This is a genomic window from Nakamurella sp. A5-74 (genome assembly GCF_040438885.1).
Classification (GTDB): domain Bacteria; phylum Actinomycetota; class Actinomycetes; order Mycobacteriales; family Nakamurellaceae; genus Nakamurella.
Genome location: NZ_CP159218.1, coordinates 4,721,503 through 4,737,276, shown reverse-complemented (window position 1 = coordinate 4,737,276; position 15,774 = coordinate 4,721,503). Strand labels below are relative to the sequence as shown.

The 15,774-nt window shown below is 67.2% G+C and carries 12 protein-coding genes; 6 read left to right on the top strand and 6 right to left on the bottom strand.

Translation table 11 applies throughout. The annotated features are described in order from the left end of the window. The first annotated feature begins 66 nt into the window (after positions 1-66). On the top strand, positions 67-1,095 hold the full coding sequence (locus tag ABLG96_RS21750) for an NADPH:quinone reductase (RefSeq protein ID WP_353649386.1): 1,029 nt from the start codon (positions 67-69) through the stop codon (positions 1,093-1,095). A 94-nt stretch (positions 1,096-1,189) separates the two neighbouring features. Here the strand turns inward: ABLG96_RS21750 and ABLG96_RS21745 are convergent, their stop codons facing one another. Both ABLG96_RS21745 and ABLG96_RS21740 read right to left on the bottom strand, forming a co-directional pair. Beyond that, positions 1,190-1,990, bottom strand: coding sequence for a hypothetical protein (locus ABLG96_RS21745; RefSeq protein WP_353649385.1), 801 nt, complete (start codon positions 1,988-1,990; stop codon positions 1,190-1,192). A gap of 558 nt (positions 1,991-2,548) precedes the next feature. Beyond that, positions 2,549-3,970, bottom strand: a complete 1,422-nt coding sequence (locus tag ABLG96_RS21740; RefSeq protein WP_353649384.1) for a Fis family transcriptional regulator — start codon at positions 3,968-3,970, stop codon at positions 2,549-2,551. Between the two features lie 178 nt (positions 3,971-4,148). Here ABLG96_RS21740 and ABLG96_RS21735 point away from each other — a divergent pair, with 178 nt between their 5' ends. The 4 genes from ABLG96_RS21735 to ABLG96_RS21720 are packed head-to-tail and all read left to right on the top strand — an operon-like array spanning position 4,149 to position 10,301. After that, on the top strand, positions 4,149-6,395 hold the full coding sequence (locus tag ABLG96_RS21735) for a hypothetical protein (RefSeq protein WP_353649383.1): 2,247 nt from the start codon (positions 4,149-4,151) through the stop codon (positions 6,393-6,395). 1 nt (position 6,396) lies between these two features. Beyond that, positions 6,397-8,013 carry a class I SAM-dependent DNA methyltransferase gene (locus tag ABLG96_RS21730; protein WP_353649382.1) on the top strand — a complete coding sequence of 539 codons (1,617 nt, stop codon included), beginning with the start codon at positions 6,397-6,399 and terminating at the stop codon, positions 8,011-8,013. Further along, positions 8,010-9,209 (top strand): restriction endonuclease subunit S, encoded by a 1,200-nt coding sequence (locus ABLG96_RS21725; protein WP_353649381.1) that lies wholly within the window; start codon positions 8,010-8,012, stop codon positions 9,207-9,209. The genes ABLG96_RS21730 and ABLG96_RS21725 overlap by 4 nt, the downstream gene beginning before the upstream one ends. Next, a complete protein-coding gene (locus ABLG96_RS21720) occupies positions 9,210-10,301 on the top strand; it encodes a PDDEXK nuclease domain-containing protein (protein ID WP_353649380.1) in 1,092 nt (363 codons plus the stop codon). It begins immediately after the preceding gene. A 193-nt stretch (positions 10,302-10,494) separates the two neighbouring features. Here ABLG96_RS21720 and ABLG96_RS21715 read toward each other — a convergent pair whose 3' ends face one another. Beyond that, positions 10,495-10,803: a CopG family transcriptional regulator gene (locus ABLG96_RS21715; protein WP_353649379.1), complete on the bottom strand. Its 309-nt coding sequence runs from the start codon at positions 10,801-10,803 to the stop codon at positions 10,495-10,497. A 13-nt stretch (positions 10,804-10,816) separates the two neighbouring features. Continuing rightward, entirely contained in the window at positions 10,817-11,038 is a 222-nt protein-coding gene (locus ABLG96_RS21710; RefSeq protein WP_353649378.1) for a hypothetical protein, read from the bottom strand. Between the two features lie 296 nt (positions 11,039-11,334). Between ABLG96_RS21710 and ABLG96_RS21705 the strand changes: the two genes are divergently transcribed. After that, positions 11,335-14,511 (top strand): type I restriction endonuclease subunit R, encoded by a 3,177-nt coding sequence (locus ABLG96_RS21705; RefSeq protein WP_353651619.1) that lies wholly within the window; start codon positions 11,335-11,337, stop codon positions 14,509-14,511. 122 nt (positions 14,512-14,633) lie between these two features. Here ABLG96_RS21705 and ABLG96_RS21700 read toward each other — a convergent pair whose 3' ends face one another. Together ABLG96_RS21700 and ABLG96_RS21695 are read right to left on the bottom strand one after the other, a co-directional pair. Continuing rightward, positions 14,634-14,831 carry a hypothetical protein gene (locus ABLG96_RS21700; RefSeq protein WP_353649377.1) on the bottom strand — a complete coding sequence of 66 codons (198 nt, stop codon included), beginning with the start codon at positions 14,829-14,831 and terminating at the stop codon, positions 14,634-14,636. A gap of 112 nt (positions 14,832-14,943) precedes the next feature. After that, on the bottom strand, positions 14,944-15,768 hold the full coding sequence (locus tag ABLG96_RS21695; RefSeq protein WP_353649376.1) for a hypothetical protein: 825 nt from the start codon (positions 15,766-15,768) through the stop codon (positions 14,944-14,946). Between the last annotated feature and the right edge of the window lie 6 nt (positions 15,769-15,774).

The following is a 15,774-nucleotide window of genomic DNA, read 5'->3' as shown; positions in this document are numbered from 1 at the left end:
GCGGCCCGGCCGCCTGGAAGGTCTCGAGCCGGGAATGAGAGGCGCCGCCGCGAGGTTGCCGATTGCATGAAGAGTGTTGTGTACGCCCGGACAGGGGACCCGTCGGTCCTGCAGCTCGTCGACCGTGAGGTCCTCGACCCGGCTCCCGGCGAGGTCCGCGTCCGTGTCGTCGTCTCGGGGGTCAATCCCACCGACTGGAAATCCCGATCCGGTCCCGGTGCGGGTGCGCCGCAGCCTGCTTCGGAGGTGACGCCGAACCAGGACGGGTCCGGTGTGGTGGATGCCGTCGGGGAGGGCGTCGAACACGTCGCGGTCGGCGACCGGGTCTGGCTCTTCCTGGCCCAGCACCAGCGGCCGACCGGTACGGCGCAGGAGTACACCACCGTGCCGGCCGAGCGGGTGGTCAAGCTCCCCGCCGGGGCTGGCTTCGATGTCGGTGCGAGCCTGGGCGTGCCGGCGATGACCGCTCATCGGGCGCTGACCGTCGCCGAGGACGGCCCCGACCGGCTGCAGCCCGGCGCCCTCGACGGCAAGATCGTGCTGGTGTCCGGTGGAGCCGGAGCGGTCGGCCATGCGGCCATCCAGCTCGCGGTCTGGGCCGGCGCCACGGTGATCACCACGATCTCCGGCCCGGAGAAGGCGACACTCGCCCAGGCGGCCGGTGCCCACCACGTCGTCAACTACCGGACCGAGGACGCAGCTGCCGCCATCGCCGCGATCGCTCCCGACGGCGTCGATCTGGTGGTCGAGGTGTCCATCGCGGGCAACGCCGACCTGGACGCGGCGGTGGTCAGGAACCGCGGCTCGGTGGCGATGTACGCCAATGACGGTGGCGACAGTGCGACGCTGCCGATCCTGCCCAACATGGTCAAGAACGTCCGCTACCAGTTCGTCCTGCTCTACACGGTCGGCGGTCCCGCACTGGCGGCTGCGGCCGAGGACATCACCCGCGCGGTCGAGGCCGGCGCGCTGCCGGTCGGCGAGGAGCACGGTCTGCCCCTGCACCGCTACCCGCTCGCGGACACCGCCGCGGCCCACCAGGCCGTCGAGGACGGAGCTGTGGGCAAGGTGCTGATCGACGTCGCATCGGCCTGACCCCGACCGAGCTGGGTTCGGCAACCAGGTCGAAACGGCGATATCCACCCTTCCTCGAACACGAAAGGGTGGATATCGCCGTCTCGAAGGCAGGTCAGCTCACCTTGACCCAATCCGTGCCGCATCGCTTCAACGTCATCGAGTAGGCCTCAGACGGGACGCGTGCGATCGTCGAGAGTCCGTTGTCGATGATCTCGCCGTCCGGGGTGGTGCTCTCCCAGTACGGGTTGTCGCCGTCCGAGCACTGGTAGACACCGGGCGTGATCTGGCTGGGAACCAGGTAGTCGCCGTTGGCGATCGAGGTGGCCGGCGCCCCGTCACTCCCGACGGACACCTTCGCGGTTTCGGTGACCGTCGCCCTGACCACCCTGACCGTTGGGATGGGTGTGCCGTTGGCGTCGCAGGCGGCAGACACGGTGCCCCAGGCAGCGACGAAGTCCTGAGCGGTGCCCTGCAGATTGTCAGTCGGCGCATCGCGAAATGCGACGCCCGCAGTGTTCAGCTCCCGTACCAGAGCGGTCAGACTCGGTCCCTGGGCGGTGATCTCGGAGTAGTCGGAGATGCCGGCGACCAGATCCCCGACCGTCAGATCGTCGGCGCCCCCGGTGAATTTCTGCAGCGGTTCGAGGATGCCCAACGATCCGAGCTCCGCGGCCACCGCAGTGCACGCCTTGCCGTCGGTGGCGTTCGGGCTGCTGGTGACGGTGGCTGTCACGGACGTCGTCACCGTGCTCGTGGTGCTCTTGGTGGTGGTCTTCGTGATCTCGCTGGTGCGGACCACGGTGGTCGGCACCGACTCGGTGACGGTCACTGCCACCGGGGTCTCCGCGGAGCAAGCGGCGCCGAGCAGTGCGACCGCGAGCGCGGCGGCGAGAGTGAGGTGTGTTCTGTTCATGGTGGGTCTCCTTCTGGGGACGGTGATGTGGGCGGGTGACGTGCGTTCAGCGCCGAACGGATCGGGGTGAAGTGGTTCGACGACGGGTCTTGCCGGATGTGAGATGCCAGCCGGGGCACCAGGGGCAGTCGTAGACCTGTCCGTGGGCCTGGCCGGGTCGGCGGCGTCGGCGCCAGGCGGACAGCCCGGCGAGTGCGGCAGTTTCGTTGGGGTAGAACACTTTCGACGAGACGCAGGTGTGTCGATCGACCGGCTCTGGTGGCGGTGTCGGGTGGAGTGGTCGCGGAGGAAATCCGCGGGATCTCGCGTCGACGAGATCGGCAAGCAGTTGGTGGTTGATGGTGCAGCCGCGACACCGGACGAATGGGGATTCGGCCGGTGTGGCCCCGAGGACGAGGACCGCGAAGGCGACCTCGCCGCACCAGCTGCACCGGACGGTCAGCGACCGGACACCGTCGGAAGCACCGCGAACAGCAGGGATGACGCTCATGTCGATCTCCTGGGAGCGGAGAGATTCAGGGCCCCACCGCACCCCTCCCGCGGTGGGACCCTGAAGTCTCAGGCGGCCTGACTGTCCGAGGTCAGTGGGCCGTCGGCGGCACGCGCGAGCGCGGCCTGGGCGTCGGTCAGCCAGCGACGCAGGTCTGTCTCCAGATGGGTCGTCGTGCTGTCGATCGATGCGGCTTTGCGTACGATCTCCGTGGCCGCCTTGCGGACCTCGGAGAACCTGCCGAGCGCAGCGAGCGCGGCGGTGAGCTTCTCGCCTGCTTCGACCACGCCCGCGTTGTCCTGACTGCCGGCGGCGATCGCGGACATCCGCAACAGTTGGATGACGGTGCGCAGCAGTGCGGGATCGTCGGTCTGCGGATCGAAGACCATCACCAGTCGGCGCGGCCCCAGCACCAGGAAGGTGTGACCGTCGAGCGCAGCAGATGACTTCGCCAGCCCCAGTGAGGCAGCGGCCCCCCGGTTGCGCTCGGCCTCGTCGAGGTAGTCGCGCCAGCCGACCCGCACCGCGGTGTCCTTGGCCTCGATCACGATCCGGGCGTCGAATCCCGACACCTCGAACAGCCCGTCGCCCTTCTTGTTGCGCGAGATGAACCCCGTTGTACTGCGGGTGTCGACGTACTCGTCGCCGAGTCCGGCGGCGATCTCGCGCAGCACCACGCCGATCTCGTCCTCGTAGTCGCCGCCCTTCACCGTGGTCCGGCTGCGCAGCGACGCGGTCGCGGCCCGTTCCGCGGTGAAGACCGTGACGGCCGTCGAGAGCGCGCCGACCTGGATGCTGAGCTCGCCGTGCCGCTCGGTGAGCACCTTCTCCAAGCGCTCGTGCTGGGCTACGAGGGTCCGGGCCTGCTGCGCCATCGGCGACGTCGGATCCGCGGTGTCGAACTGCTGCGTGACCTTGGCCAGCAGCTGTTCCGACTGGCTGCGGGCCCGATCGACGAGATCGCCACTGAAACGCGCCAACAACGGCTGCAGACGGGTGGCGAGCTCAGGGTTGTCGCCGCCCAGCAGGCGGTTCAGCTCCTCGGTGAGGGAGGCCCTGGCTGCGTCGACGCCAGTGCGGAAGGCGTCCCGGGTCTGCCGGCTGGACTCATCGATGGCGAGCTTCGCCTGCCGGGTCGCCTCTCCGACGGACTTGGCTGCCTCGGCGGCGGCCGACCCGGTGACTGCGGCAGCGTCGATCCCGGCCTGGGCCGCTCGCGCCTCGACCTCGCTGAGCAGACTCTGCACGTCGACGGCCTGCCGGACGGAGCCGGCGGCACCGATGGCATGTGCGCCGATGGTCAGGGCCTGGGAGACGAACTCGGTGACGTCCGGCGGATCAGCCGATTCGGGCCCGGGGTTCGCCGGGCGTCTGTCGATCCAACGTCGGGCTTCCGCGATCACGGTGCTCTCGGTGACGGTCATCGCGTCGATCACGACTGCCGGCACGGCGGAGTCGAAGCGGGCGGCAGGGGCGGTGGTGCGGGTCATGAGGTCCTCCTGGGTGTGGTGCCGGGACGGGATGCCCTGACACCGAGAACCATGACGCCGCCTTCGGAACAGTGCTTATTCGACTATCTGATAAGTGCGCTTATCAGCATTTTTCACTGCACTCAACGCCTTCTGACGTAGCGTGGCGGCAACACCGGACCACGGGAAGGGGGCACTGATGACCATGACGATGACGAGGTGGGACACGGCTGCGACCCTCTCCCTGGGAGACATCGCACGCCTCGCGGAAGTGCAGCGTCCGGTGGTGAGCATGTGGCGGTCCCGCAGCGCCGGCACTGCTGTCCCCTTCCCCGCACCCTGTGCCGGTTCCGACGTGGCCGGCCCACGCTTCGCGGCTGCTGACGTCGCCGACTGGCTCACCGCCACCGGTCGCGGCAACAACGCCGATGCCGCCCGTGAAGTGTTGCTGCACAGCGACATCCACCTGATCGACGGCCCGGACCGGGAGCCCCTGCAGGCATTGCTGTCGCTGTTGGCGTTGCAGGCCCAGTGTGGTGAGCTCCCCGATGACATCGACGACCTGCTCGATCTGGCCGACCAGTACGACCCGGACGACGATCTGCTCTACTCCGAGCTGACACGCTGCGAAGCTCTGCTGCCGCAACTACTTCCGTTGGCCGGCGCACTGTCGGAGGCGGCATACGGATCCGCGGGCGCAGCCAGGGCCGTGGGGGACCGCCGGGCTCGCACCCTGTCCGCCGCGCGTGAGCCGGCACTGACCGAGACGGGCGCCCGGGTGCTGCGCGCACTGACCGCAGCTCTCGTACGCCGGCGTCCCGGAGCGGTGGTGTGCGACGCCACGGGCGCAGCCTCTGCGTTGCTCCCCGATCTGGACGAGGAGGTGGCGATCGGTGCGATCGGTGGCCCGACCGGCCCGGTGGCGCGAGCTGCCCGACGGGAACTGGTGACTCAAGGAGTCACCTGGCGGAACGACGTGGCACCCACGGTGACCCTCCTGGGCCTGCCGTCCGCCGAGGCTCCGGCCGCGACCTCTGCCGCGCTGCTGCAGGCGATCACGGATCATCGCGCCACGTGCCCGCCGGAGACCGTGACCCTGGTGTGGGGTCCGGCAGCCGCGCTCACCGACAGCATCACCCGGGACGACCGCGGCCGCACCGACGACGACGAGCGGTGCGACGGCCTGCGGCGTCGGTTGCTGAGCTCCGGCAAGGTGCGCGCCATCGTGCGGCTGCCCGCCGGCCTACGACTGCCCAGATCCCGGGAACGGTTGGCGCTGTGGTGTTTCGGTCCCACGGAGGAGGCGAACGAGCCCCGTACGGTGACCGCCGATCTCGCCGATCGAGCGTTCGACGAAGTCGTCCTGAGCGGGTTGGTGTCCGATGTGCTGGCCGGCCTGGACGGATCGCGCGGTCTGCGGGCCCGACAGTTGGAGGTCTGCCAGATCCGGACGAAGTCCTGGCTGGGGGCCGCGAAGAAGTCTCTCGTGCCGCCCGCACGTCGATCGGAGCGGGCGCACCCCACCGTGGTGCTCCTGGACAGGTACGACAAGGCTGTCGCCGCACTGACCGGTTCAGTGGCTGATCCGCCCCTGGTGCCGACGGTTCAGGTGCGCACCACGCCGTATTCCCCGCTGGCCGCGACGATGTCGCAACTGATCAGTGAACGCGCGCTGGGTTACCGTGCTGGTCTGCGGATGACACAGGCGGTGGACACCGATGACGGTGGCGTGCCGGTGCTCGATGCCCGCAGCGGCGCCGAACCGGTCGCGACTCTCGATCGGTTCGACCTGAACCTCACGTATCCGCAGCTGCAGTACACGGACCCGGGCGACGTGGTGTTCTGCACCAGCGGCCGGCCGCGGGCGTTCGTCGATCGGAAGGGGGGCGCTGTGGTGCGTCATCCTTCGCGCGTGCTGCGGAGCACTGACGTGCGGCTGATCCCCGCATCGCTGGCCGCCGCGATCAACGCGCGGGAGCCCGGTGAAACCGCCTGGCGCACCTGGTCGATCCCGCTGATCGATCACCTCACGGCTCCGTCGGTCCGCTCCGGCCTCGCCGCCCTGGACGACGAGCGCCGCCGGCTGGCAGTCCAGCTCGCCGCGGTGGCCGACGCCGAACAAGCCCTCCTCGATCTCGCCGCCGGCGGCGCCGTCGACATCGATTCCCCCGTGCCGGTCGAGCGATCCAGCACTTCGACGGTCGACCGACCTTCAACTAGTCCGATGGTCGAGCGACGAAGGAGTCGAGACCCCGGACCCATCAACCACGCCCGCGACGTCGGCGAGCCCCCCACGGTGGTCGACCGACCTCCCACTTCTTCGCTGGTCGAGCGACCCTCCACGCTGGTCGAGCGACGAAGGAGTCGAGACCCCGATCCCGACAGCCCCGCCCTGCACGACACCGATTGCCCCACACCACCCCGCACCACCTCCGAGGAGATCTGACATGCCACCCCGTGGCCGCACGAAGAGCGACACCCCGACAGCGCCGTCGACGATGAAGGAGCTGAAGGACACGCTCTGGAAGGCGGCCGACAAGCTGCGCGGGTCGATGGACGCCTCGCAGTACAAGGACGTCATCCTCGGGCTGGTGTTCCTCAAGTACGTCTCCGACGCGTTCTCCGAGCGCCGCGCGGCGCTGCAGGAAGAACTCGCGGCCGACGGCCTGAGCGCCGACCAGATCGAGCAGCTCACCGACGACGTCGACGAGTACACCGGCCACGGCGTGTTCTGGATCCCGGCGACCTCCCGTTGGGAGTACCTGGCGCAGCGGGCGAAGGGCGACGACACGACGTCGATCGGACAGCTGATCGACGGGGCGATGGAACACATCGAGGCCAGCAACCCGGCGCTGCGCGCGACGCTGCCGAAGATCTTCAACAAGGACAACGTCGACCAGCGACGCCTGGGTGAGCTGATCGACCTGTTCAACTCGGCTCGTTTCAGCGGGCTCGGTGCCGGACGCGCCCGCGACCTGCTGGGCGAGGTGTACGAGTACTTCCTGGAGAAGTTCGCGGCCGCGGAGGGCAAGCGGGGCGGGGAGTTCTACACGCCGGCGAGCGTGGTGCGAGTGCTTGTCGAGGTGCTGGAGCCGACGAAGGGCCGGATGTACGACCCGTGTTGCGGCAGCGGCGGCATGTTCGTGCAGGCGGAGAAGTTCCTGGAGGCGCACGACCGCGACCGCACCGGCATCTCCGTGTACGGACAGGAGAACAACGAGCGCACCTGGCGGATGGCGAAGATGAACCTCGCCATCCACGGCCTGAATGCCGACCTCGGCCCTGTCTGGGGCGACACCTTCGCCCGCGATCTGCACACCGACCTGGAAAGCCGCGGCGGCGCCGACTATGTGCTGGCCAATCCCCCGTTCAACATCAAGGACTGGGCCCGCAACGAGTCCGACCCGCGCTGGAAGTACGGGGTGCCGCCCGCGAACAACGCCAACTACGCCTGGATCCAGCACATCATCTCGAAGCTGGCGAAGGACGGCAGCGCCGGCGTGGTGATGGCCAACGGCTCGATGTCGACCAACTCCGGTGGCGAGGGTCAGATCCGCGCCAACCTGGTGGAAGCCGACCTGGTCTCGTGCCTGGTGGCGCTACCGACGCAACTGTTCCGCTCCACCGGGATCCCGGTCTGTGTCTGGTTCTTCGCCAAAGACAAGACCGCCGGCAAGCACGGAAGCATCGACCGCTCGGGGCAGGTGCTCTTCATCGACGCCCGCAATCTGGGCTTCATGGTCGACCGCGCCGAGCGCTCGCTGGCCGATACCGACATCGGCCAGATCGCCGGCACCTTCCACGCCTGGCGTGGCAGCGCGTCGGCGGAAGGTGCCGTGTACGAGGATGTTCCGGGTTTTGCCTACTCGTCGACGCTAGCGGAGATCAAGGCGGCGGACTACGTGCTGACTCCGGGCCGCTACGTCGGAGCCGCCGCAGTCGCGGACGACGGCGAGCCGATTGAGGAGAAGGTCGCCCGCCTGCAGACCGAGCTGTTCGCGGCGTTCGATGAGTCGGAGCGGTTGGCGGCGGTCGTGCGGGAGCAGTTGGGGAGGGTGGGATGAGTCAGGTTCTTTTTGGAGATCTCTTGGAGCTGCCTCTGCGCAACGGGATATCCTGCCCATCGAATCGTCGCGGAAGCGGAACGCAGATGATCAACATGCGGGAGATTTTTGCGTACGACCGCATAGCTGAACAGAAGTGTGAACTCGCACCGTTGACCGCTGGAGAGATGGAACACTCCTTGCTCACCGCAGGAGATTTACTGTTTGCTCGTCAGTCGTTGACCTACGAAGGCGCCGGTAAGTGCGCGATCTTCCTTGGCGCGTCCGACACGAGAAGCTGGGAAAGCCACATCATCCGCGCCCGACTCAACAAGAAGGTTGCCAGTCCGGGATTCTATTACTACTATTTTCGATCGCGGGTTGGTCGGTTATCAATCCAGACGATTGTGCAGCAGGTCGCTGCGGCTGGCATCCGCGGGTCAGACCTCAAGCTCCTGCCAGTTCCAAAGCCGCCAATTGCCGAACAGCGGGCGATCGCGGAGGTGCTGGGCGCACTTGACGACAAGATTGCCGCCAATGCATCGACGTCCGCGACGGCCGAAAGCCTGCTGCGTGGACATTTTGATAAGTTGGGGTTAATTGACTTGCTGGGTACTGCTGAAGCCTCACCGCTGTCCGCATTGATCGATTTCAATCCGCCCAATCCGACGGTAACGGGTGAGAACCCCGTCTACCTCGATATGCAAAACCTGCCCACGTCCTCAATGTTGGCGTCCCGTTGGGGCCAACGATCCGCTAGGGGCGGCGCCCGGTTCCAGAACGGCGACACCCTGCTTGCACGCATCACACCCTGTCTGGAGAACCGCAAGACTGGCTTCGTAGATTTCTTGTCCGACGGAGCGGTGGCCATCGGTTCGACTGAGTTCGTGGTAATGCGGACCCGCGTGGGACATCATCCCTCACTGAGTTTTTTTATCGCGACCGACGAAGCATTCCGATCATTCGCTATTCAACAGATGATCGGGACCTCTGGTCGCCAGCGCGTGAGCGCGCGGGATCTCGTCGATTATCCAATTTTTGCGCACGCAGATCTTTCAGCGTTCGACGCGCTCGCGGAAAAGATCGTCCCATTACTGGGGTCTCTCCGTGATGAGTCGAATGTACTTGCCACCCTCCGCGACACCCTCCTCCCCGAGCTGATGTCCGGCCGGCTCCGGGTGAAGGACGCCGAGAAGCAGGTCGAGGACGTGCTGTGAGTGACTGAGCCGCCGGATGCTGAGACGCGGGTGTCCGTGACGACCCCGCTCCCGCTGGGCGCTGCGGTGCCGGAGTGGTACCCGGCGCTGCTGGACAGCGTCAGCGAGCGGGTCGTCCGTGGCCACCGTCGCGCGGTCGCGGCGGCCAACTCCGAACTCATCGCCACCTACTGGTCCATCGGCCGCGACATCCTGGACCGGCAGGCCCAGCAGGGCTGGGGCAGCAAGGTCATCGACCGGCTGTCGGCCGACCTCAAGCACCGCTTCCCGGACGTGCGGGGCTACTCCCCGCGCAACCTCAAATATATGCGCTCCCTGGCCGCGGCCTGGCCCGATTCGGCAATTGTGCAGCGCTGCGCTGCACAATTGCCCTGGCGCCACCACCAGCTGCTGCTCGACAAGCTGGACAGCGCTGACCTGCGGGAATGGTACGCGGCACGAGCTGCCGAGAACGGTTGGAGCCGGGACGTCCTGGCCCTGCAGATCCAATCGCGCTTGCACGATCGCTCCGGGAAGGCTGTCACCAACTTCCAGCAGACCCTGCCCGCCGCCGACTCCGATCTGGCCCAGCAGGCGACCAAGGATCCGTACCTGTTCGACTTTCTGACTACGGGTCAGAAGGTTCGCGAGCGCGACCTCGAGAACGAGCTCGTCGAGCACGTCACCCAGTTCCTGCTGGAGCTCGGACAGGGCTTCGCCTTCGTCGGACGCCAGGTACGGCTAGACATCAACGGGGAAGAGTTCTTCTGCGACCTGCTGTTCTACCACCTCACCCTGCGCCGCTACGTGGTCATCGAGCTCAAGGCGGTGGCGTTCGAACCCGGATTCCTGGGCCAGCTCGGCATGTACATCGCCGCTGTCGACGATCTGCTGGCCACACCCGCGGACGGCCCGACGATTGGTCTGCTGCTGTGCCGCTCCAAAGACAACCTGGTCGCCGAGTACGCCCTCCGCAGCATGGCCGCACCGATCGGGGTGGCGGACTGGCAGGCCGCCATCACCACGTCCTTGCCCGCCGACCTCGCACCTGCGCTGCCCAGCATCGAAGAGCTCGAGGCTGAGCTCGGAACCGTCCCGGGGGACCCTTCATGAGCACGACCGAGAGCGCCTGGCCGCACTTCCCCGCCGACATCCTGGCCGAACTGGGCTGGGAGCCGATGACCGGCGAGCAGATCGCCCCTGGGTCGGGCGAGCGGGAGAACTGGGCCGAGCCCGCATGTGTGCAACGCAGCGTTGCACGATTGCTGTCTGTCACGACAGCGCGGGCAACGAGGGCCGGCCGACGTCAGGCGCTGAGTGAGCGCTCCAGCGCTTCGCGGGCCAACTGCGACAAGGTGATCCCGCGTTCCCGCGCCACCCGGCGGGCAACGTCGTGCAACGCCTCCGGCATCCGGAACGACACCTGCGGCGACTGCTTGCCAGGTTCACCCAGTGCCGGCCTCCCGGCGCCGATCCGCGCCGGCGTCACGCCCACCTGCTCGAGGATCTCGGCACGAACCTCGGGGGTCAGAGTCCGTCCCGAAAGGAGCACGACCTCCTCGTCCTCGACGTCAGGACCGTCAGCCAACGCGTACTTCTTCTGGTGGTTCGTCATCGTCGGTCTCTCCTCACCATTCGAGCGGCATCACGTGGATCACGAGCAGGCAGTCCGGCTTCTCCACCCCGACCACCTCCAGCAACACTCCGCGGTCGTCGCGGCCTTCCCACCGCAGTGCCTGGTCGCCTTCGTTGGCCACCACCGCGATCGGCTCGCAGGAGTTCATCACGTGCAGTGCGTGACCACGCCCGATCCGGTGCTGCCGGGACGAACGGGTGAACCTGACCTGCATTCCACGATTGTGTCCGACACAAAGCAGTGGCGCAAGGTTGGCCTGATCTCTGAACCTTGGTGTTTTGCCACTTCTGCGCTCAACTCGCCAGCAGTGCAGCGCAGCGCTGCACAATTCCGACCGTCACCCGGGTGCACAGCTTCCGGTGCGGCCTTCACCTGGAGATTCTCTTCGATCAACCGTCAATTGCCGAGGTACAACAACATCTTCGGCTCGCCTCCGCGAGTGCGATCCGCACCGCTCCCAGCCAGCACACAGCGTCGAGTCGCCGGCGGAACCGTCCAGGGGGACCCTGCATGAGCACCACCGAGAGTGACTGGTCGCACTTCACCGCCGACATCCTGGCGGAGCTGGGCTGGGAACCGATGAGCGGCGAGCAGATCGCCCCCGGGTCGGGCGAGCGGGAGAACTGGGCCGAGCTCGCGATCCCCGGTCGGCTCGCGGTAGCGCTGCGGGAGCTGAACCCGCAGGTGCCGACCACCCACCTGGACGAGGCTGTCGCCACGGTCCTGGCGGTGAAGTCGAACGACGCGATCACCGAGAACCAGCGCATCCACGACTGGCTGGTCGGCGGCTTCCGGGGCATCACCTATGTCGACGACGACGGGCAGGAGCGGACTCCCACCATCGAGCTGATCAGCTCCGACCCCGATCGCAACCACTGGCTGGTGGCCACGGAGGTGACGATCCGGCGGGCGGAGCACCATCGCCGGTTCGATCTGGTCCTGTACTGCAACGGGCTGCCGGTCTCGATCATCGAGCTGAAGAAGGCCGGCCGCGCCGACGCCGGCCCGGCGGAGGCCCATGCGCAGCTCGTCACGTACCTCGAGGAGTTCCCGACGGCCTTCCGGTTCGCTGTGTTCGACCTGGCCTCGGACGGTCTGGATGCACGGTACGGAACACCTTTCACTCCCTTCCACCACTGGTCTCCGTGGAACGTCGACGACGACGGCGGCGAGGTCGACAGCGCCGCGGTCGACGCCCACGGCGAGACCGTGCTCCCGCTGGAGACTGCGCTGTACGGCCTCTACAACCAGCTCCGATTCCTCCAGCTGCTGCTCTCCTTCACCGCGTTCGACGGCGGCGAGGCGCCGGCCAAACGGATCGCCAAGCCGCACCAGTACTTCGCCGTCACCAAGGCCGTGGCCAGCACCATCCACGCGGTCGAGAGCGACGGCAAGGCCGGCGTCGTCTGGCACACCCAGGGCTCCGGCAAGTCGATGGAGATGGAGCTGTACGCCGCGCGGATCATGCGTCACCCGAAGATGCTCAACCCGACGATCGTGGTGATCACCGACCGCAAGGAACTCGACGGTCAGCTGTACGACGCGTTCCAGCGCAGCCGGCTGCTGCCCGAGCAGCCGGTGAAGATCACGAGCAGAACGCAGCTGCGGCGCGAACTCACCGAGCGGGTGACCGGCGGCATCTTCTTCACCACGCTGCAGAAGTTCGGTCGCAGCACCGCCGAACGTGGCGCGGGTGAGGAACATCCGCTGCTGTCAGACCGACGCAACATCGTGGTGGTGGTCGACGAAGCGCACCGTTCCCACTATGACGACCTCGACGGTTACGCCCGGCATCTCAAGGACGCGCTGCCGCGCGCCACCCTCATCGCCTTCACCGGCACCCCGATCTCGTTCGAGGACCGCAACACCCAGGCGGTGTTCGGGGAGTACATCGACATCTACGACCTCACCCGCGCGGTCGCGGACGGCGCCACCGTGCCGGTGTACTTCGAGCCGCGGCTGATCAAGGTGGCCCTCGCCGAAGGAGTCACCGAGGAGGATCTCGACCGGGCTGCCGATGACGCCACCAGTGCCCTGGACGACGTCGAACGCGCGCAGATCGAGGGCAGCGTTGCCCAGGTGAACGCCGTCTACGGGGCACCGGCCAGGATGGCTGCGCTGGCCGCTGATCTGGTGGCGCACTGGGAATCACGGCGAGCGCTGATGCAGCCGATGATCGAGGCACCGGGCAAGGCGATGATCGTCGGCGCCACCCGGGAGATCTGTGTGCGGCTGTACGACGCGATCGTCGCGCTGCGGCCCGACTGGCACTCCGACGACCTCACCACCGGCAAGATCAAGGTCGTCTTCTCCGGAACCCCCAGCGACCCGCCCCACCTGCGGGCGCACGTACGCCGCGACTCCGAGAACAAGGCGATCAAGGAACGCGTGCGCGATGTCGGCGACGAGCTGGAGCTGGTGATCGTCAAGGACATGATGCTCACCGGTTTCGACTCGCCGCCGCTGCACACGCTCTACCTGGACCGGCCGCTGAAGGGCGCACTGCTGATGCAGACCCTGGCGCGGGTGAACCGGACGTTCCGCGGCAAGGACGCAGGGTTGCTCGTCGGGTATGCGCCGCTGATCGACAACCTGCAGCGAGCGCTGAAGGAGTACTCGCCGCGCGACCAGCAGGAGCGGCCGATCGGGCAGAACATCGAGGAGGCGGCCGCGCTCGCGATGACCCTGATCGGTGAGATCCGCGAGATGCTCAAGGGCGTCGAGTGGCGCAGTCGCGTGATGAACGGCAAGCCGATGACGTTCGCGAAGACCGCGCAGCTCGTCACGAACTACCTGAGGGACCCGCAGACCCCCGGCAACCAGGTCGTCGAGGGTGAGGACCGACTCTCGGACCGGTACCGGACGCGCAGCCGTGCGCTGATGAGCGCCTGGGCACTGGCCTCGGGAAGTGAAGCGCTGCAGGTACTCCGCGGCGAGGTGCAGTTCTATGAAGAGGTCCGGGTTTACATGGCCAAGTACGACGCGGCCGCCGCGCGGGCCGAGGGCCGGCCGGTGCCTGAGGAGATCGAACGGCTGCTGCGGGCGCTGATCGCCGACTCGACCGAGACCGGGGAGGTGATCGACATCTACCAGGCGGCGGGCCTGGAGAAGCCGGCACTCTCGGACCTGACGCCGGCCTATTCCGACAAGGCGCAGCGGGCTGCCAATCCACATCTGGCCATCGAGGCGCTGCGCAAGACGGTGCTGGAGGAGAGCCGCAGTGCGACGCGCTCCAACACGATCCGACAGCGGGCGTTCTCCGAGCGGGTCGCGGAGCTGATGCGCAAGTACACCAACCAGCAACTCACCGCCGCCGAAGTGATCGCCGCGATGATCGAGCTGGCGAAAGAGGTTGCAGCGGAAACCAACCGGGGGAAGAAGTTCGACCCGCCGCTGTCGGAGGACGAGCTCTCCTTCTACGACGCGGTCGCCGAGAACGAGAGCGCAGTGACCGATCTCGGCGGGGATGTGTTGGCCAGGATCGCGCGCGAACTGGTCGCGGTGATGCGCCGCGACGTCCGCACCGACTGGACCGTCCGCGACGACGTACGGGCGAAGCTGCGCTCGTCGATCAAGCGACTGCTGGTGAAGTACGACTACCCCCCCGACAAGCAGCCGGGCGCGACCAGGCTGGTGCTGGAGCAGATGGAACTGATGGCCGGACGCTATGTGGGGGAGCAACGATGATGGCGAAAGCTGAACTCAAGTGAGATCAGCCAGGCCACGGCTCCAGGTCCTGGCGCCCGACGTCCTCGATGTTGTTGGTCCAGGCCCTGGAGTCGCGCGACCACATCGGAGACCTGCATCGATCACCGAAAGCGCTTGTGGTCATCGAGCACAGCGCTGCCGCCTGCCCACCGGGTGCCGCAGGTCGGGCATTCGATGTTCCACTCGTCCGAGCCGGGGATCTCGATCACCCGGCCGACGTTCTCGGTGCTCGATGGGCACCACGCCTTCATGTCCTCCTCCATCTGCAGGAGCGCGGCCTCGAACTGGGGTACGTCCATGGGACCCTCCTGCTTGTCAGTGCTCCTGACCTTACGCACGGACACCGACAGCCTGTCGTCCCGCGACTCTGAAATGGCGGACGGCGTCGAACAGTTCTGAGTCCGCAGCCACTCAGGAATTACCGGGGGCGGCGGCAGGGTCCGGTGGGCCGCTGAACAGTCCGCGCTCGAGTCCGTTCAAGATCTCGCGTCGACGTTCCGGCGAGGAGGTCCAGCTGAGAGCTTGGGGCAGCTTCATCTCCCGCACCAAAGCATCCTGCTGCCGGTCCGGCCACCGTTGCTCGAGTTCAAGCTGTCGTTCGGGTCCGATCACCGTCACCACATCGCTTCCCAGTAGCTGAGCAGATGCGACACCCGGATCCGTCCCGTTGGCGACGAGGATCGAGGCGTCGCGTTCGAAGTCGTAGAGACGCTCGAGCACAGAATCGGACTCCGAGTACCAGCGGAGGACCGCTGCGATGTCCGACGCATCCTTGTACTCGAACCGCGGTACACGGTCGAGCCAAGCGCAGAGCTTGAGTGCGGCATAACCCGGCACGGACGGAAGACGCACGACGATCTCGTCCGTCAGCGGTAGCTCCATGGAGTGCTCGAACACCTCTCGGAACGCCCACACGCTCATGCCCTCGCGCCCTTGGTGTGGCGTCACGACGCCGGCCGGGCTCTCCACGGTCCCGAACGGCACGAGGTCGACCGGTGCTCCGGCGACGTGGAAGCGCATGCCGTCAGTGGTTCCGTCCGTGGGCTTCAGCCTGTTCCTGAGCTCGTGGAAGATCTGCCAATCTGCGAGAGCGAGAGCGACGTCGATGTCCTGCGTCGCTCGAAGGGGCTCTTCGTGACCCAGCGCCGTCTGGAGGAGATCACGACAGCCCGCACCGATGAGCATGACGTCTTGTGCGCGCAGGGTCGGCGCGAGCTCGAGAAGCCGAGTTGTCACACGCCG